The sequence below is a fragment of the Streptomyces bungoensis genome, from assembly GCF_001514215.1.
GTDB classification, from domain to species: domain Bacteria; phylum Actinomycetota; class Actinomycetes; order Streptomycetales; family Streptomycetaceae; genus Streptomyces; species Streptomyces bungoensis.
In genome coordinates, this window is sequence record NZ_KQ948865.1 from 1 (window position 1) to 18561 (window position 18561).

An 18561-nucleotide genomic window follows, 5' to 3' on the forward strand; every position below is an offset into this window, starting at 1 on the left:
CGGGGTCCCGGTCGAACCTCGCGGTCGACCAGAGGTAGCCGACGACCGCGAGGCCCACGCACCACACCACGGCGAGCCAGCCGTTGTGGCCGATCCCGGTGCCGAGCAGCAGGCCGCGCAGGGTCTCGATGGCGGGCGTGAACGGCTGGTACTCGGCGATCGGCCGGAACCAGCCCGGCATCGCGTCGACGGGGACGAAGGCGCTGGACAGGAGCGGCAGCAGGATCAGGGGCATCGCGTTGTTGCCGGCGGCCTCGGCGTTCGGGCTGACCAGGCCCATGCCGACCGCGATCCAGGTGAGCGCGGTGGCGAACAGCACCAGCAGCCCGAACGCCGCGAGCCACTCCAGGACGGTGGCGTCGGTGGAGCGGAAACCGATGGCCACGGCGACGGCGCCGACGAGGACCACGCTGACGACCGACTGGAGCACGCTGCCGACGACGTGTCCGACGATCACGGAGCCGCGGTGGATCGCCATCGTGCGGAAGCGGGCGACGATGCCCTCGGTCATGTCGGTGGAGACGGAGACCGCGGTGCCGACCACGGTGCTGCCGACGGTCATCAGCAGGATGCCCGGAACGATGTAGGCGATGTAGTCGGAGCGGTTTCCGCCGATGCCCGCGCTCATGGTGCCGCCGAAGATGTAGACGAAGAGCAGCAACAGCATGACCGGCGTGAGCAGCAGGTTCAGCGTGAGGGACGGGTAGCGCCGGGCGTGCAGGAGGTTGCGGCGCAGCATGGTGGCCGAGTCGCGCACGGCGAGGGAGAGGGAGCTCATCCGGCAGCCTCCTTGGGCTGGTTGGGCTTGGTGGGCTGGGCGGGCACCCCGGCGCCGCCGGTCAGGGCGAAGAACACGTCGTCGAGGTCGGGCGTGTGCACGGTCAGCTGGTCGGCCTCGACGCCGGCCGCGTCCAGCCAGTCGAGGAGGGAGCGCAGCTCGCGCTGGCTGCCGCCGCTGGGGAGCTGGAGCGTGAGGGACTCCTCGTCCCGGGACGCCTCGCGCAGGGCGGAGGCGGCGCTTTGGTACGCGGCCGGGTCGGTGAAGCGGAGCCGGACGTGTCCGCCGGGGACGATCCGCTTCAGCTCCTCGGCGGTGCCGTGGGCGGCGATCCTGCCGTCGTGGAGCACGGCGATGCGGTCGGCGAGCTCGTCGGCCTCCTCCAGGTACTGCGTGGTGAGGAAGACGGTGACGCCGTCCGAGACGAGTTCGCGGATGATCTGCCACATGGTGTGCCGGGAGCGCGGGTCGAGGCCGGTGGTCGGCTCGTCGAGGAAGATGATCCGCGGGTCACCGACCAGGGTCATGGCGATGTCGAGGCGGCGTTTCATGCCGCCGGAGTAGGTGGAGGCGGGCTTCTTCGCGGCCTCGGCGAGGTCGAAGCGCTCCAGCAGCTCGCCGGTGACCCGGCGTCCCTCGCGCCGGGAGAGGTGGCGCAGGTCCGCCATGAGGAGCATGTTCTCCTCGCCGGTGATCAGGCCGTCGACGGCGGAGAACTGTCCCGTGACGCCGATCGCGGCGCGCACGGCCTGCGGTTCGCCGGCGAGGTCGTGACCGCCGACGCGGATCGGGCCGCTGCCGGGGCCGGGCGGGACGAGGGTGGAGAGGATCTTGACGGCGGTGGTCTTGCCGGCGCCGTTCGGGCCGAGCAGGGAGAAGATCGTCCCTTCCGGGACGGCCAGGTCGACGCCGTCGAGGACGGTCTTGTCGCCGTAGGACTTGCGCAGCCCGTGCGCCGCGATGGCCAGGTCGGTCATGAGGGGTGCTCCCTTCTCACAGGCTGCGGGCGGTGATGTCGCCGTAGGCCGTGGTGGCGTGGATGGTCAGGTCGGCGGTGCCGTCGGCGTTCTTCAGCGCGTTGTGGATCCGGCCGTGGGTGGTGCCGGCGTCCAGGGAGGCGGAGACCCCGTGCGCGGCGCCGACCGAGATGTCGCCCTGCCCGGTGCGGAGCGTGACGGCGCCGCGCCCGGCCTCGGTGATCCGGATGTCGCCCCGGTGGGTGCTGATCTCCGCGGGGCCGGTCAGACGGCCGACCGAGATGTCGCCGTCGTGGGCGGTGAGACGGGCGCTCGCGGCCTCGTCGAGCTTCACCGAGCGGTGGCCGCCCTCGAAGGCGACGTCGCCGAGCCGCCCGACGCCGCGGAACTCGGCGGCGGCCGCCTTCGCCTCCACGCGCGAGCCGGCGGGCAGCTGCACGGTCACCTCGACGGACCCGGAGGTGCCGAGGAGCCGGTTCTTCGGGGCCGGGGCCTCGATCCGCAGGACGCCGCCGCCGTACGCGACCTCGATCTGCTCCGCCGCCTTCACGTCGCGGCCCTTGGCGGCGTCCGCGGGCAGGACCTCGACCGTGGTGTCGGCGCGGTCGGCCGCGATGAACCGGACACGGCCCGCGGGGATGTCGAGAACGGCCGAGACCGGGGCGGGGGTGTCGAACTTCTGCATGGTGCGCTCCTTCGATCCGTTGTTTCCGATGATGGAAACGCTACGTTGCGTTCACGGATCAGGCAACGCCTTTGTTGCACGCAAGATTTAAAAGTGCAGCTCAACACCCAGATTTCATTGCAATGACACTGAAGGTAACGCAACAAACCGCTCCTCACTCGTTGCAATGAGATGAACGTGAATGCTATGCTGAGGTCGCCACGGAGCACAGAGGAGGCCACGATGCCGGGAGGCAGACTCACCCAGCAGGAACGTCAGCAGATCGCGCTGGGACTGGGCGACGGCCTCGCCTACGCGGAGATCGCCAGACGCATCGACCGCCCGACCTCGACCGTCACGCGCGAGGTCATGCGCAACGGCGGTCCCACCGCCTACCGCGCGGACCTGGCCCACCGCGCCACCGAACGCCGCGCCCACCGGCGCGCGAAGGCGGCGCCCCGCGGGACGGAGGCACCCCCGCAGGCCCACGGGCGCGATCCCGAGGCCGTGCGCGCGTACGAGGAGACGCTCACCACCGTCTTCATGCAGTCGGGCACCCCCCAGATGATGGCGCGGGTGATGGCCTGCCTGACCATCAGCGACACGGGCAGCCTCACCGCGTCCGAACTCGTCGAGCGCCTCCAGGTCAGCCCGGCGTCCGTCTCCAAGGCCGTCGCGTTCCTGGAGAGCCAGGACCTCGTCCGCAGGGAACGCGACGAACGCCGCCGTGACCGCTACGTCGTCGACGACGAGGTCATGTACCAGGGGATGATGGCGAGCGCCCGGTCCACCGCCCAGGTCGCCGAGACCGCACGGCAGGGCGTCGGCATTCTCGGCCCCGGGACCCCGGCCGCCACGCGCCTCGAGAACACCGCCCGCTTCCTGGAGTTCGTCTCCGAGAGCCTCGCCCGTGCCGCGGACCAGGCCCGCGAGGTCCTCCACACGAAGCCCGCGACGGCCCCGGACGGTGCCGCCGGGCCGGGTCCGGGCCACTGAAGGAACGGCGTCCTGGATCAACAGGTGCCGTAACCGGGCGCATTGAGGGATCGGGACCGTAAACTCGGTTCCCTGTGGGGGAGGTGGTCATGGGCAGGCGGCACCCTGGCGCTCCGACGCTGGAGGAGGTGGCCGCCCGCGCCGGGGTGGGCCGAGGCACCGTCTCCCGCGTCGTCAACAACGCGGCGGGCGTCAAGGAGTCGACGCGGCGAGCCGTGCAGCGGGCCATCGCGGAACTGGGATACGTGCCCAACCTGGCGGCCCGGTCCCTCGCCGGGCAGCGGGCCGACGCCGTCGCGCTCGTCATGACCGAGCCGAGATGGCGGCAGTTCGCCGAGCCGTTCTTCTCCGAGATCGTCCACGCGATCGGCGACGCGCTGGCCGGCACCGGGCCGCAACTGCTGCTGACCCTGGTCCGGTCGGACGCGGAGCGGCGGCGCTTCCTCGAGTACGCCCGCGGCGGCCGGGTCGACGGCGTCCTGCTGATGTCCGTGCACGCCGACGACCCGCTGCCCGACATGCTCGCGGAGGCCCGGCTGCCGACCGTGCTGATGGGACGCCGCTCGGGCGACGAGCGCGTCAGCTACGTCGACGCGGACAACGCCGGCGGAGCCCGCAGCGCGGTCGCCCACCTGCTGGCCACGGGACGGCGGGCGATCGCCACGATCACCGGGCCGCCCGACATGTACGTCGCCCAGTGCCGGCTGCGCGGCTACCGCGAGGCCCTGGCGTCGGCCGGTCTGGACACCCGGCCGTCCTGGGTCGCCGAGGGCGACTTCACCATCGAGGGCGGTCACCGGGCCATGACCCGGCTCCTCGAACGGCATCCGGAGATCGACGGCGTCCTCGCCGCCTCGGACACCACGGCCGAAGGCGCCCTGGAGGCGCTGCGCGCGGCGGGACGCCGGGTGCCGGAGGACGTCGCCGTCATCGGCTTCGACGACTTCCCGCTGGCCGAGCGCACCGCGCCGCGTCTGACCACGGTGCGTCAGCCCCTGGAGGACATCGGGCGGACCATGGTCCAGCTGCTCCTCCAGGAGATCGAGGAGCCGTCCGTCGCCTGGCGCCACGTGATCCTGCGGACGGAGCTGGTGGTGCGCGAGTCGGCCTGAGCGCCGCCCGCCCTCCGCAAGGAATCGGGAGCGCTCCCAACCGCGTTCGCCCCTCGGCGGGCGTGCAGGCCCACCGCTGCGACCTCGCCGTTCGAGAGAAGTTCGACGGAATCCTGTTCACCACCTTGTCATGGCCGCGCCCCTCTCCTACAGTCCCTGCGCAACGGAGGTGATGGGAGCGCTCCCAGCCACAGTCGCTCCCGTGCAGCGCCCCCGCCATCACTCCCCCACCCCTCCGAGAGGACCTCCATGCGAACCTCACGGCACCCCCTCCCCCACAGAGCGCGCGGCCTGTTAGGCGCACTGCTCGCCTCGCTCGCCACCCTGGCGGCCCTACTGGGCACCGCCCCCGCGGCCCACGCCGACACCTCGATCTGCGAACAGTTCGGGGTGACCACCATCCAGGGCCGCTACGTCGTCCAGAACAACCGCTGGGGCACCAGCCAGACCCAGTGCATCACCGCCACCGACTCCGGGTTCAGGATCACCCAGGCCGACGGCTCGGTCCCGACGAACGGCGCCCCCAAGTCGTACCCGTCCGTCTACAACGGCTGCCACTACACCGACTGCTCCCCGGGCACCGCCCTTCCGGCCCAGCTCAGCGGCATCTCCAGCGCGCCGACCGGCATCTCCTACAGCTATGTGAGCGACGCGGTGTACGACGCCGCGTACGACATCTGGCTCGACCCCACGCCCCGCACCGACGGCGTCAACCGGACCGAGATCATGGTCTGGCTCAACAAGGTCGGCCCCGTCCAGCCCGTCGGCTCGCAGGTCGGCACGGCAACCGTCGCCGGGCGCCAGTGGCAGGTGTGGTCCGGCAACAACGGCTCCAACGACGTCCTGTCCTTCGTCGCCCCGTCGGCGATCGGCAGCTGGAACTTCGACGTCATGGACTTCGTCCGGCAGGCCGTCTCGCGGGGCCTCGCGCAGAACAACTGGTACCTGACCAGCGTCCAGGCCGGGTTCGAGCCCTGGCAGAACGGCGCCGGTCTCGCGGTGACCTCGTTCTCCTCCTCGATCAACACCGGCACCGGCGGGGGCTCCGGAGGCTCCTCGGCCTGCACCGTGTCGTACGGCACGAACGTCTGGCAGGGCGGCTTCACCGCGGACGTCACCGTCACCAACAACGGTTCCGCCCCACTCGACGCGTGGAAGCTGGCGTTCACGCTGCCGGCCGGGCAGCAGATCACCGGCTCCTGGAACGCCTCCCTCACCGCGTCGTCGGGTGCCGTCACGGCGAGCGGCGTCTCCTACAACGCGCAGATCCCGGCCGGCGGGAACGTCTCGTTCGGCTTCCAGGGAACGTACGGGGGCACCTTCGCCAAGCCCGCGGCCTTCACCCTCAACGGGACCGCCTGCACCACCGCCTGACCCGTCCGGTGCGGCGGCTCCTCCCCGCGTCCTCGCCCTCCCGGGTGACGTCCTCCCGGGCGGGCGAGGCTCCACGAACCTATGACAACGTTGTCCAAGGAGAGAAGATGAAGAATCCGTTCAGCAGAAGGCGGGTGCGGGCCGTGGCGGCCCTCGCCGCCACCGGTCTGCTGGCGCTGCTGGGGCAGTTCTTCGGCGCGCCCGGAACCGCGCAGGCCGCGACCACCGGCATCCACGTCAGCAACGGCCGCGTCGTCGAGGGCAACGGCTCCGACTTCGTGATGCGCGGGGTCAGCCACGCCTACGTCTGGTACCCCGGCCAGACCGGCGCCATCGGCGACATCGCGGCCAAGGGCGCCAACACCGTCCGCGTGGTCCTCGGCGGCGGCAACCGCTGGACGAAGACCAGCGCCTCCGAGATCTCCGCCCTCGTCGGCCAGTGCAAGCAGCACCGGCTCATCTGCGTACTGGAGGACCACGACACCACCGGCTACGGCGAGGACGGCGCCGCCGCCTCGCTGGACCAGGCGGTCGCCTACTGGAAGAGCGTCAAGAGCGCCCTCGACGGCCAGGAGAGCTACGTCGTCATCAACATCGGCAACGAGCCCTGGGGCAACAACAACGCCGGGCAGTGGACCAGCGCCACCAAGAGCGCCATCGGGCAGATGCGCGCGGCCGGGTTCCACCACGCCCTGATGGTCGACGCGCCCAACTGGGGCCAGGACTGGTCGGGCACGATGCGGGACAACGCGTCCTCCGTCTTCGCCTCCGACCCCGACCGCAACACCATCTTCTCGGTGCACATGTACGGGGTCTACAGCAGCGCCGACAAGGTCAACGGCTACCTCAACTCCTTCGTCAACGCCCACCTGCCCCTCGTGGTCGGGGAGTTCGGCTTCAAGCACAGCGACGGGGACGTCGACGAGGACACCATCATGGCCACGGCGCAGTCCAGGGGACTCGGGTACCTCGGGTGGTCGTGGAGCGGCAACGGCGGTGACGTGTCGTATCTCGACATGGTCAACGGGTTCGACCCCCACTCGATGACCGGCTGGGGCAGCCGTATCTTCAACGGCGCCAACGGCATCGCCTCCACCGCGCGGATCGCCGCCGTCTACGGCGGTGGCGGCACGGGCGGCTCGGGCACCGCACCGAACGGCTACCCGTACTGCGTGAACGGCAGCGCCTCCGACCCCGACGGCGACGGCTGGGGCTGGGAGAACAACGCCTCCTGCGTCGTGCGCGGCAGCCGTGCCGACGGCGCGGCCACCGCACCGAACGGCTACCCGTACTGCGTGAACGGCAGCGCCTCCGACCCCGACGGCGACGGCTGGGGCTGGGAGAACAACGCCTCCTGCGTCGTGCGCGGCGGCCCCGCGGACTGAGCCGGCCTCCCGGCGGCGGCCTCCGGAGGGCGGACACGCGGCGGGGGCGCGGCACGGTGCCGCGCCCCTGCCGTGCACGTCCCCGGAACCCCCGTCAGAACGCGGCGCCGCTGCGGGGGAACAGCCGTCCGGCCAGGTCGACGCCGATGACCGCCCCGTCGCCGTTCCGGGTGAAGCAGCCCCGCTGGCCCTTGAGGCCGCCCTCGGTGATGACGTACTCGTCGCCGTCGCCGGCCAGGAACCGGAGGGCGGCGGCGGGGTGGTCCGGAGGCATCTCCGCCTCCGACGCGGCGCGGATCTCGGGCTTGATGGCCACGGCCAGGGTGAGGCGTTCGCCGTCGGTCGCGATGTCGAGGTCGAGGGCGTCGATCTCGTAGCGGCCGGCGACCTCCCGCGCCCGGGTCTCGTCGTGGGCGGCCGGCTCCGGCTCCCGCTCGACGGCGTCCAGGTAGTGCTCGAGCGCCCAGCGCAGGACGGCCTGGTTGAACTGGTACCCCTCGGGGCCGGAGTTGGCCAGGGAGACGACGGCGAAGTCGTGCTCGGGCGCGATCAGGAGTTCGGTGAACTGCCCGTTGCCCGAGCCGCCGTGGCCGATCGTGGGCACGCCGCCGATCCGGCGCAGGAACCAGCAGACGCCCAGGGCGTCGCCGAGAGCGCTCGCGCGCAGGCGGACCGTCGGCTGCCGCATCCGCCGGAGCTCCTCGGCGGGCAGCACCCCCGCGCCGTCGCCGAGGTGGAAGCGGGCCCAGCGGAGCAGGTCGCTCGCCGAGGATGCCGCTCCGCCACCGGGATTGTTGCCCCGGGCCCCGGCCGGGCGGGACTTCCACGGCCGGGCCGGTCGCAGTGTGCCGCCCTCGCCGCGGTTGTGGCCGACGGCGAAGCGGCGCAGCACGACCTCGTCCAGGTCGAACACGGTGTCCCTCAGCGCCGCCGGTTCCAGGACGAGTCGGGTCACGGCCTGCTCGTAGGGAAGACCGGTGACCCGCTCCAGGACGAGCCCGGCCAGGTTGTAGCCGGCCTGGCTGTAGGAGGCCCGGCTGCCGGGCTCGGCGACCAGGTCGAGCCGGTCCAGCCGGGCGACGAAGGCGGCCGGCGAGCCGTCGCCCTCGTCGGCGTCCACCAGGTTCCAGGCCAGTCCCGCGGTGTGGTTGAGCAGCTGGCGCGTGGTGATGGAGGCGGCCGCGGGCTCGTCGGCCAGCCGGAGTTCCGGCACGTGGTCGCGCACCGGCGCGTCGAGGTCGACCCGGCCTTCGGCGGCCAGGCGCGTCAGGGCCGTGGCGGTGAAGGTCTTGGTCACCGAGGCCACGTGGAACAGCGTGTGCTCGTCGACCGGCTGTGGGTTGGCCACATTGGTCACCCCGTGCGCGGCGAACAGCTGTCGGCCCCCGTTCAGGATGCCGACGCAGGCTCCCGGGACACCGAACTCCTCCGCCGCGGCGGCGACGAACGCGGACAGCCCGTGCGGGTCGTGCTGGGACATGGTTCCCCCTCCATGGGCCTCGACGGCCGACTTGAACTAAGTACAAGTCTGAGGGTAGAGGTGTTCTTGAACTTTGTGCAAGTGCTTCGGCTAGGCTGGCGTCCATGCCCAGGAACACCCTCACCGCCGACCAGATCGTCCGTGCCACCATCGACCTGCTGGACGAGGAAGGCCTGAACGGACTGAACATGCGCGAGCTGGGCCGGCGCCTCGACTCGGCCGCCACGGCGATCTACTGGCACATCAGGACCAAGGACGAGCTGGTCCGGCTGGCCGGGGACGCGGTCTGGACGGAGGTCGCCGTACCCGACCTCGACGCCACGGACTGGCGCACGGCCGCCACCGAGATGGCCACCGGCATGTACGCGATGCTGCAGCGGCACCCGTGGCTGGGACAGGCCTTCGGCGACCACTTCCTCTACGGGCCGGGCAAGTCCCGGCACGACGACCACAGCCTCGCCGTCTACGAGAAGGCCGGTTTCGCTCCGGCCGACGCCGACCGTGCCGCCGCGTCCGTCTTCGTCTACGTCCTGGGCAACGCGCTGGGCGCCGCCGCGCAGGTGGCGCTGAACCGCAGGGTGGCCCGAGGCGGGGAGGAGGCCGAGCGGGCGCGGGCCGAGGCCTCCGCCCGGGCCGTCGAGATCGCCGGCCGCTTCCCCCGGCTGCGCGAGCGGCTGGACACCCCGGCCGCCGACTACGCGGCCGCACCCGACTCGACCTTCGCCTTCGGTCTGCGGGCGTTGCTCGACGGTTTCGAGGCGCGGCTGACGCCCCGCTGAAGGCAGAGCGCCGTACGACACCGACGGGCGGCCCCGCCCGTACCGGGGATCGCGGCAGGCTCACCCCGGACTGCTGGCGGGCACGCCCAACGCCCACTACCACCGACCCCACACCGGCATCAGCGGCCAACCACCAGCCAGCCGCGTCACCAACCTGTCGGGACAGCACACCTAGGTGCGCGGCGGCGCGGTCGACGCGCGAGGCACCAGTGAGGGAGTCGCCACCGGATGGGAGGCGACGTCCCGGCCGGCGATGACGTCGAACAGGACCCGGGCCACTTGCGCGCCGAACGCGTGCACGTCGTGGCTCATCGCGGACAGCGTCGGATGGGTCAGCCGGCACAGCTGCGAGTCGTCCCAGGCCAGCAGCGACAGCTCGTCGGGAACGGGGACGCCCATCTCGGCGGCCACGCCCAGCCCGGCCACCGCCATCAGGTCGTTGTCGTAGACGATCGCCGTGGGCCGGTCGGCCGACAGCAGCAGCGACCGGGTGGCCCGGGCGCCGTCCTCGCCGGAGAAGCCGGTCTCGACGTGCAGGCCACCGCCCAGGCCGAGCTCCTTCATGGTCCTCTCGAACGCGGTCACCCGGATCGCGCTGTGTCCCAGGCCCGCGGGCCCGCCGACGTGGGCGATCCGCCGGTGCCCCAGGGCGGCCAGGTACCGCACCGCCTCGGTCACGGCCGTGGCGTCGTCGGTCCACACGGAGGCGAAGCCGCCGGTGAGGCTGGGGTGGCCGACCGCCACGGCGGGAAGTCCCAGCTCGCGCAGGGGGGCGATCCGCGGGTCGTCCCGGCGGAAGTCGACCAGGACCGAGCCCGCCGTCTGGCGCTCCCGCCACCAGGTCTCCTGGAGCCGGATCTCCTCCTCCAGCGAGCCGACCAGGCGCAGCAGCAGGGAGCAGTTGTGCTCGGCGAGCACGCTCTCGATGCCGGAGATGAACTCCATGTAGAAGGGTTCGAGACCCAGCAGCCGGGCCGGGCGGCAGATCGCCAGCCCGACCGTGTCGACCGCCTGCCGGGACAGGCTGCGCGCCGAGGAGTTCGGCGCCCAGCCCAGTTGCCGTGCCGCGGCGAAGATCCGCTCGCGGGTGGCGTCGGAGACGCCCGGCTTGTGGTTGAACGCCAGCGACACCGCTCCCTTGGACACGCCGGCCGCGGCCGCGACATCCCTGATGGTGATGCGTTCCGAGGAGGCGCTCACGCCGGTTCCACGCAGAAGAGTGCCGCGCGCACGGCGTCGGCGCCGGTGTCGGTCGCGCCCCGCACGGCCAGCCGGACGCGCTCTCCGGGGAGCAGGGTGGTCAGGCCCGTGCCGCAGATGGCGTGCGGGCCGAGCCGGTCGGCCTGGAGGAGGAGGTCCCGTACCAGGGTGTGCGCTGTTACCACGACGTCGACACTACCGCCGTCCGCACCGGCCGGGGACTCCACGGTGACGTCGTAGCGCGGGACCGGGTAGGAGAAGTCCTTGTCCGGGACGGGGAAGTGGAGGGCGCGCAGCCCGTCGGCGTCGGCGACGAGGAACTCCTCGGCCGACTTCGCGTCCGGCACCAGGGCGCCGGGCACAGCGAGCCGGGCGACGGAGCGCGGTGCGACCTCGGCGTCGAGGACGGCCCGGCCGAGGACGGTTCCGTCCGCCGCCGTCCGGCGCAGTTCGACGGAGGCGTGCCACGGCTCGGCGGACTGGTTGACGACGGCGAGGGCCGGTGCCGCTCCCTCCTCCGCCGGAGGCAGCAGGGTCAGCAGGCGGTCGGCGTACACGCGGCGCAGCTCGTGATAGAGCGGTTTGAGGCGGCCGTCGCCGTCGATCGCGGCCCAGGAGCTGACCGGCCAGCAGTCGTTGAGCTGCCAGACGACCGTGCCGGCGCAGACCGGCCAGTGCGCCCGCCAGTGCTCGATCCCGGCGGCCACGGCACGGGCCTGGACCACCTGCGCGAGATGGTGCCAGCGGTCGAAGTCCGCCTCGGGCAGGGCGAAGTGGCGGGCGATGCCCCGGTTCAGCTTGCCGTTGCCGTCCTCGGCCTTCTGGTGGTGCAGCATGCCCGGGGAGTCGGCGGCGAGACGCTCGCCGGGCAGCGCGCGGCGCAGGGTCGCCACGGCGGGCGGGGCCTGCCAGCCGAACTCGGCGACGAAGCGGGGCACGGATGCCCGGTAGTCGGCGTGGTCCCGGCGGTTCCACGCCTCCCAGGAGTGGTGGGTGCCGTGCGCCGGGTCGTTGGGGTGGTGCTCCCACGACCCGGACCAGGGGCTGCCGGCGGTGTAGGGGCGGGTCGGGTCGAGTTCGGCGACGATGCGGGGCAGCAGGTCCAGGTAGTAGCCGCCGCCCCAGGAGTCGCCGGCCAGTTCGGGCTCCCAGTCCCAGTCGCGGAAGCCCCAGAGGTTCTCGTTGTTGCCGTTCCACAGCACGAGACTGGGGTGCGGCATGAGCCGGACAACGTTGTCGCGCGCCTCGGCCTCCACCTCGCCGCGCAGCGGCTGCTCCTCGGGGTAGGCGGCGCAGGCGAACAGGAAGTCCTGCCAGACCATCAGCCCCAGCTCGTCGCAGGCGTCGTAGAAGGCGTGGTCCTCGTAGATGCCGCCGCCCCAGACCCGGACGAGGTCCACGCCCGCCTCCGCCGCCTGCCGCAGCCGGGTGCGGTAGCGGTCGGGGGTGACGCGGGAGGGGAAGGCGTCGTCGGGGATCCAGTTCACGCCGCGGGCGAAGATCCGTACGCCGTTGACGACGAAGGTGAAGCCGGTGCCGTGCGCGTCGGGGGAACGGTCGACCTCGACGGTGCGGAAGCCGATCCGGCGCCGCCAGGAGTCCAGCACCCGCTCACCGTCGCCCGGGGAGACCGCGACCCCCCGGTCCACCAGGGCGACCTCCAGGTCGTGGAGGGGCTGCTCGCCGTATCCGCGGGGCCACCACAGCTCGGGGTCGGGGACGTCCAGCACCAGGACCGCCCGCGAACCCTCCACCGTGCCGCGGGCCTGCACGCCGTTCACGGACGCCCGGATCTCCAGCGGGTGTTCGGCGCCCCGGTCGGTGCGCTCGACGTCGCAGTGCACCTCCACGCGGCCCACGCCGTCGGCGACGGTGACCAGCGGGCGTACCCGCACCAGGCGGGCCGTCGACCAGCGTTCCAGCCGGACCGGGCGCCAGATGCCCGCCGTCACCAGGGTCGGCCCCCAGTCCCAGCCGAAGCCGCAGGCCATCTTGCGGATGTACTGGAAGGGCTCCGGGTAGACGTTGGGGCGCTCGCCCGTCAGCGCGCGGACCGCGGCGGCCTCGTCGTAGGCGGAGGCGAACTCCACCCGGAGCGTGCCGCAGCCGCCGGTGACGTCGAAGCGGTGGCCCCGGTGCATGTTGCGGGTCCGGCCCAGCTCCCGTCCGTCGAGCGTGATCACGGCGGCCGTGTCGAGGCCGTCGAAGACCAGGTCCGTGCGTTCGTGGGCGCCGGGCGCCGTGTGGTCGGGCGCCAGGTCGCGGGTGTAGGTCCACGCCCGCCGGCCCACCCAGGCCACGTCCCGCTCGTTCAGGCCGAGGTACGGGTCGGGGATCACTCCGGCGGTGAGCAGGTCGGTGTGGACGCATCCGGGTACCTGGGCGGGGAGCGCCGTTCCGTCGTGGTGGAGGGTCCAGCCCTCGGTGAGTGGGATGACGTCCTTCATGTGCGGCTCCTCGGGACGGACAACCGGGTTCGGTACGACGCTGGTGTGGTCGGCACGGGCAACTTAGCCGCCATTGGTTAACCGGTCTAGTCCCTGTCCAGCCGACTCTCCACCGGAACGGCCGAGGTGAACGGACCGGTGGTCAGAAAGCCTGTGGGGCCTACGGTAACGATTGGGCATCGCGCCGCACGGAGGAGCTTTACCGGTTAAGAAGCTGCTGCCATAGTGCCGTCACCGAACCACCCGAGCCCGAGCCGTGACTTACGTGAAGGAGTTGGGCCCATGGGGAAGAAGTCGCTGAGCGCCGCCCTGTTGACCACCACCGCGATGCTGGCCGCCGCGGGGTGCGGCGGAGGGGGGACGCCGGGCGGGGACGAGACCGCCGCCGCACCGCTGAACCCGAAGTCCGTCTCGGGCACCATCAAGGTGCTGACCAACCGCACGGACCTCGTGCAGGACGGCACGCTGAAGCGGTACGCGGCCGAGTTCAACAAGAAGTACCCGAAGGTGAAGGTCGAGTTCGAGGGGATCACGGACTACGAGGGGGAGGTGAAGATCCGCATGAACACCGACAAGTACGGCGACGTGCTGCTGATACCCGGAGCCGTCGCGAAGGGCGACTACCCGAAGTTCTTCGCACCCCTCGGCGACACCGGGTCGATGAAGGACGAGTACCGCTTCACCGACAAGACCGACGTCGGCGGCAGGACGTACGGCATCGCCACCTTCGGCACCGCCGACGGCCTCGTCTACAACAAGGCGCTGTGGAAGAAGGCCGGCATCACCAAGTGGCCCGCCAGCCCGCAGGAGTTCCTGACCGACCTCAAGGCGGTCGGGGACAGGACGGGCGCCACCCCCTACTACACGAACTTCAAGGACGGCTGGCCGCTCAGCAGCCCCTGGACGAACAGCATCGGCTCGGTCAGCTGCGACAGCAGGGCGTCCGACGCCCTGGCCGACACGGACGCGCCCTGGGGGCAGGGCACGGACCTCAACGTCATCGACACCCTGCTCTACGACGTCGTCCACGACGGGCTGTCCGAGAAGGACCCGACGACCACCAACTGGGAGAGTTCCAAGACGCTGCTGGCGAAGGGGAAGATCAGCAGCATGCTGCTGGGCTCCTGGGCCATCACGCAGATGCGGGACGCCGCGAAGAAGGCCGGCCGGAACCCGGACGACATCGGCTTCATGCCGTTCCCGGTCCAGAAGGGCGGCAAGTTCTGCGCGACGCTGGTGTCGGACTACCAGCAGGCCGTGAACATCCACTCCGGCCACAAGCAGGCCGCGCGGGCCTGGATCGACTGGTTCACCCAGAAGTCCGGCTACTCGGCCACGGAGGGTGCCGTCTCCGCACTGCGGGCCGCCCCGATGCCGGCGACGCTCAAGGAGTTCACTGACAACGATGTCACGATGGTGGAGCGGTCCGAGGCGGACACCGCCGAGGTCAACGCCATCGACAACGCCGCGGAGATCGGCCTGTACAAGCCGGACTACCGGCAGAAGCTGGTCGACCTCGCCCGCGGCGCCCAGAAGGGTTCGCTGAAGGACTACTTCACCGACCTGAACAAGCGCTGGGCCGAGGCCGAGCAGACCGCCGGCTCCTGACCCGGCCGCACCACCGGGCACCGGCGGCCGGCCCACCGGGCCGGGGCCCGGTGGGCCGGCCGCCGCACGAGCGCTGTCCGCGGACGACGAAAGGCCCCGCCCCGCCATGACACACACCACCCACACCGCGCCACCGCCCGGTCCCCCGGCGAAGACGGACGGCATCCGCCGCCGGGCCGGGCGCCGCAACCACGTTCCCCCGCACCGCTCCTGGCGGCAGCACCCGCTGCGCCGCCTCACCCCCTGGCTGTTCCTGCTCGTCCCGCTCGCCCTGCTGATCACGTTCACCTACGTGCCGGTGGGCAACATGATCTACTACAGCTTCACCGACTGGGACGGCGTCAGCCCCGACCGCTCCTTCGTCGGCGGCGACAACTACCGCGAACTCGTCACCCGCCCCGAGCTGTTCCGGGTCTTCGCCGTCAGCCTGTACTACCTCGCCGCCTCGGCCGTGCAGATCGCCGCCGCCCTGTACTTCGCGACCCTGCTCAGCTTCGACCTGCGGCTGCGGAACCTGTTCAAGGGCATCCTCTTCTTCCCCTACCTGATCAACGGCGTGGCGATCGGCTTCGTCTTCCTGTACTTCTTCCAGGACGGCGGCACCCTCGACTCGGTGCTGTCCCTGTTCGGCGCCGGCGGCGGCCACGCCTGGCTCGGCGACCCGCGATCGGCGAACACGTCGCTGGCCGGGGTGTCCGTGTGGCGCTTCACGGGGCTGAACTTCGTGCTGTTCCTCGGCGCGATCCAGTCCATCCCGGGCGAGCAGTACGAGGCCGCCGAGCTGGACGGCGCGTCCCGGTGGCAGCAGTTCCGGCATCTGATCGTGCCGGGCATCCGGCCGGTGATCGGGCTGAGCGTCATCCTGGCGATCTCCGGATCCCTGTCCGTCTTCGAGATCCCGTACATCATGACCGGCGGCGCGACCGGCACGCAGACCTTCGTCATCCAGACGGTCAAGCTCGCCTTCCAGTTCAACAAGACCGGCCTGGCCTCGGCCTGTGCCGTGGTGCTGCTGCTGATCATCCTGGCCGTCACCTGGATCCAGCGGCGGCTGCTGCCCGACGAGAAGGTGGACCTCGTATGACCCTCACCGCCCCCGCGTCCCGGACGGCCACCCGGCGCAGCCGCGTCACCGCCGGCACCGTACTGGCGTACGTGTCGCTCGTGGCCGCCTCCCTCGTGGTGCTCGTCCCGCTCCTCGTCATCCTCCTGACCTCGCTGAAGACGTCCCGGGAGATGGCCGACGGCAGCGGCGCGCTGACCCTGCCGCACGACTGGCTGAACCTCTCCAACTACGCGACGGCGTTCACCGACGGCCACATGCTCACGGCGCTCGGGAACACCGCCTTCATCCTGCTGTTCTCCATCACGGGCACCGTGCTGATCGGCTCCATGACGGCGTACGCCATCGACCGCTTCGAGTTCCGCCTCAAGAAGCCGGTCATGGCGCTGTTCCTCGTGGCCACCCTGGTGCCGGGCGTGACCACGCAGGTGGCGACCTTCCAGGTCGTCAACAGCTTCGGGCTGATCGACACCCGCTGGGCGCCGATCCTGCTCTACATGGGCACGGACATCGTGTCGATCTACATCTTCCTGCAGTTCATCCGGGGCATTCCCACGTCCCTGGACGAGGCCGCCCGCCTGGACGGGGCGAACTCCTTCACGATCTACCGCAGGATCATCCTCCCGATGCTGAAGCCCGCGATCGCCACGGTGGTGATCATCAAGGGCATCACCACCTACAACGACTTCTACATCCCCTTCCTCTACATGCCCTCGGAGGACCTCGGCACCATCTCCACGGCCCTGTTCCGCTTCAAGGGCCCGTTCGGCGCGCACTGGGAGGACATCTCCGCCGGCGCCGTCCTGGTCATCCTGCCGACCCTGATCGTCTTCCTGTTCCTGCAGCGCTACATCTACAACGGGTTCGCCCAGGGCGCCACCAAGTGACCCGTCCCTCGCGGCTGTTCACCCGGTGGCGGCCAGCAGGGCAGTACGGCCGCCGAGGGCCTGCGAGAACTGGTCCACGACCTGGGCGAGGGCCTCGGCCGGGCCGGGTGCGACGGTCAGCGTGCCGTCGGCGCCCACCGCGATGTCCTTGTCCAGCGTGAACCAGCCCTGGACGATGTGCGCGGCGCCCATGGAACTGAGCACCGGGCGCAGGGCGTAGTCGATCGCCAGGACGTGCGCCGTGCTTCCGCCGGTCGCCAGCGGGAGCACCGTCTTGCCCGCGAGGGCGTACTGCGGCAGCAGGTCCAGCAGCGCCTTCAGGAGCCCGGAGTAGGCGGCCTTGTAGACGGGCGTGCCGATCACCACGCCGTCGGCACGGCCGACCAGTTCGGCCACCTCGACGATCGCCGGATGACGGAAGTCGGCGCCGAGCAGCGCCTCGGCGGGGAGGGTGCGGACGTCCAGGGGGACGACCTCGTGCCCCTGGTCGACGAGGCGCCTGTCCAGGTGGCGCAGCAGGCGGGCGGTACGGGACGTGGCGGAGGGGCTTCCGGAGACGGACAGGACGGTGGCCATGGCGGACCTTTCGTGGGCAGGGTTTGGTGGCGCCGTGCGTGGACGGGCGTACGGCCGAGCCGCACGCGGTGCGGCGCATCGCGGGCGTGGGGAGCGGGGTGAGCGCACGCGGTGACGCCGGGCCTCGCACGCAGCGGGGCGCACGTGCGTCAACGGCACCGCACATGGCGGAAGTCGACCCCGGACGAGGTGCCGGGGGCGGGGGCGAGGCCGGTCAGACGGCCCGCTGCCGTGTCAGGCGCGACACGCGGCGGACCACACCCGACCGAAGTCGATGTGGTCGCGCGTGACAAGGCGCTGCTCGGCGTTCATGCGAGTACTTGAGCAGGACCGCGCGGATCCCGTCAACCAGGGCCCGCATGCCGGACGGGCGTCCGGCCGTTGCCCTGCGCCGCATTTCCTACCGATTTACTGGGGAAGTGTTGACGGGCCCGCCGGACGGTGCGCAGGATGGTGCCCATGTCCCCCGCACAGCAACGACTCGTTCGTCGTCGGCATGTCGACTTTGGTCACGTCGTCAGCGCCGCCTGCTGTCGCGCGTAAGGCACGCGGCTGACACCTCGCGCGTGCCGCTCCGCTCCTTCTCTCTCCGCCCAGGCGGCTCAGGCCCACCCACCCCGTCGCGCCTGACGTCCCGCCTCTTCCCGAAGGAACGACCGCCATGACCACGGCACTTCCGGCTCAGGCCACCTCCCCGGGCCCGCACCTGCCCGACCCGCGCCACCTCCGCCTCGTGGGGCACGACGCCCAGCACGGGCCGGCCGGCGACGGCACCGCATCCCTCGTCGGCTACCTCGTGCTCGTCCCCGAGGGCACCGATCCCGCCCAGCTCTTCGCGGAGGGCGTGGCACGGCCGGAGATCCGGCCGGTCGCCTACACCGACGCACCACCCGCGCAGGGCCGGGGGGACGAGGCGGTCCGCATCGATCCCGCACGGCACGTCGCGGCCGTGGACGGACACGAACTCGACCTGACCTACCTGGAGTTCGAGCTGCTGGCCCACCTCGTCCGGCACCCGCACCACGTGCACTCGCGGGAGCAGCTGATGGTCCGCATCTGGGGCTACGACCACATCGGCGACGGGCGCACCGTGGACGTCCACGTCGCGCGCCTGCGCCGCAAGCTGGGCGCGGCGCACCGCCACCGCATCGTCACGGTCCGGCGCGTGGGCTACAAGTACGTGCCCGAACAGTAGCGGCGCCCCCTCCCCCGCACCCCGCCACCCACCCCGAGGA

16 protein-coding genes are annotated in these 18561 nt (G+C 71.6%); 9 read left to right on the forward strand and 7 right to left on the reverse strand.

Annotated features, from left to right (window positions below):
* The 3 genes from AQJ66_RS25495 to AQJ66_RS25505 all read right to left on the reverse strand — a co-directional run.
* On the reverse strand, positions 1-778 hold a 778-nt coding region (locus tag AQJ66_RS25495), incomplete at its 3' end, for an ABC transporter permease (RefSeq protein ID WP_061926673.1).
* A complete protein-coding gene (locus tag AQJ66_RS25500; RefSeq protein ID WP_061926675.1) occupies positions 775-1755 on the reverse strand; it encodes an ATP-binding cassette domain-containing protein in 981 nt (326 codons plus the stop codon). The genes AQJ66_RS25500 and AQJ66_RS25495, both read right to left, overlap by 4 nt.
* Positions 1756-1771: 16 nt before the next feature.
* Entirely contained in the window at positions 1772-2440 is a 669-nt protein-coding gene (locus tag AQJ66_RS25505) for a DUF4097 family beta strand repeat-containing protein (protein ID WP_061926677.1), read from the reverse strand.
* Between the two features lie 222 nt (positions 2441-2662).
* On the opposite strand from AQJ66_RS25505, the gene AQJ66_RS25510 reads away from it, so the two are divergent.
* The 4 genes from AQJ66_RS25510 to AQJ66_RS25525 all read left to right on the forward strand — a co-directional run bounded on the left by AQJ66_RS25510 (position 2663) and on the right by AQJ66_RS25525 (position 7286).
* On the forward strand, positions 2663-3415 hold the full coding sequence (locus AQJ66_RS25510; RefSeq protein WP_061926680.1) for a helix-turn-helix domain-containing protein: 753 nt from the start codon (positions 2663-2665) through the stop codon (positions 3413-3415).
* 89 nt (positions 3416-3504) lie between these two features.
* A complete protein-coding gene (locus AQJ66_RS25515) occupies positions 3505-4527 on the forward strand; it encodes a LacI family DNA-binding transcriptional regulator (RefSeq protein ID WP_061926682.1) in 1023 nt (340 codons plus the stop codon).
* A 249-nt stretch (positions 4528-4776) separates the two neighbouring features.
* Positions 4777-5901: a glycoside hydrolase family 12 protein gene (locus AQJ66_RS25520; protein WP_061926684.1), complete on the forward strand. Its 1125-nt coding sequence runs from the start codon at positions 4777-4779 to the stop codon at positions 5899-5901.
* Positions 5902-6008: 107 nt separating this feature from the next.
* Positions 6009-7286, forward strand: a complete 1278-nt coding sequence (locus AQJ66_RS25525; RefSeq protein ID WP_079060429.1) for a cellulase family glycosylhydrolase — start codon at positions 6009-6011, stop codon at positions 7284-7286.
* Between the two features lie 94 nt (positions 7287-7380).
* Here AQJ66_RS25525 and AQJ66_RS25530 read toward each other — a convergent pair whose 3' ends face one another.
* A complete protein-coding gene (locus AQJ66_RS25530) occupies positions 7381-8766 on the reverse strand; it encodes a serine hydrolase domain-containing protein (protein WP_061926686.1) in 1386 nt (461 codons plus the stop codon).
* Positions 8767-8870: 104 nt separating this feature from the next.
* Between AQJ66_RS25530 and AQJ66_RS25535 the strand changes: the two genes are divergently transcribed.
* Entirely contained in the window at positions 8871-9545 is a 675-nt protein-coding gene (locus AQJ66_RS25535; protein ID WP_061926688.1) for a TetR/AcrR family transcriptional regulator, read from the forward strand.
* A gap of 171 nt (positions 9546-9716) precedes the next feature.
* On the opposite strand, the gene AQJ66_RS25540 is transcribed toward AQJ66_RS25535, so the two are convergent.
* On the reverse strand, positions 9717-10745 hold the full coding sequence (locus AQJ66_RS25540; protein WP_061926690.1) for a LacI family DNA-binding transcriptional regulator: 1029 nt from the start codon (positions 10743-10745) through the stop codon (positions 9717-9719).
* On the reverse strand, positions 10742-13192 hold the full coding sequence (locus AQJ66_RS25545) for a glycosyl hydrolase 2 galactose-binding domain-containing protein (RefSeq protein WP_061926692.1): 2451 nt from the start codon (positions 13190-13192) through the stop codon (positions 10742-10744). The genes AQJ66_RS25540 and AQJ66_RS25545 overlap by 4 nt, the downstream gene beginning before the upstream one ends.
* Before the next feature lie 282 nt (positions 13193-13474).
* Between AQJ66_RS25545 and AQJ66_RS25550 the strand changes: the two genes are divergently transcribed.
* From AQJ66_RS25550 to AQJ66_RS25560, 3 genes are all read left to right on the forward strand, one after another.
* Positions 13475-14800, forward strand: a complete 1326-nt coding sequence (locus AQJ66_RS25550; protein WP_061926694.1) for an ABC transporter substrate-binding protein — start codon at positions 13475-13477, stop codon at positions 14798-14800.
* 106 nt (positions 14801-14906) lie between these two features.
* Positions 14907-15884: a carbohydrate ABC transporter permease gene (locus tag AQJ66_RS25555; protein ID WP_061926696.1), complete on the forward strand. Its 978-nt coding sequence runs from the start codon at positions 14907-14909 to the stop codon at positions 15882-15884.
* Positions 15881-16750, forward strand: coding sequence for a carbohydrate ABC transporter permease (locus AQJ66_RS25560; protein WP_061926698.1), 870 nt, complete (start codon positions 15881-15883; stop codon positions 16748-16750). Before AQJ66_RS25555 ends, AQJ66_RS25560 begins: the two co-directional genes overlap by 4 nt.
* An 18-nt stretch (positions 16751-16768) precedes the next feature.
* Here AQJ66_RS25560 and ssuE read toward each other — a convergent pair whose 3' ends face one another.
* Positions 16769-17326, reverse strand: a complete 558-nt coding sequence (gene ssuE / locus AQJ66_RS25565; protein ID WP_061926700.1) for an NADPH-dependent FMN reductase — start codon at positions 17324-17326, stop codon at positions 16769-16771.
* A gap of 661 nt (positions 17327-17987) precedes the next feature.
* Here ssuE and AQJ66_RS25570 point away from each other — a divergent pair.
* Positions 17988-18521 (forward strand): winged helix-turn-helix domain-containing protein, encoded by a 534-nt coding sequence (locus AQJ66_RS25570; RefSeq protein ID WP_061926702.1) that lies wholly within the window; start codon positions 17988-17990, stop codon positions 18519-18521.
* The last annotated feature ends 40 nt before the right edge of the window (positions 18522-18561 follow it).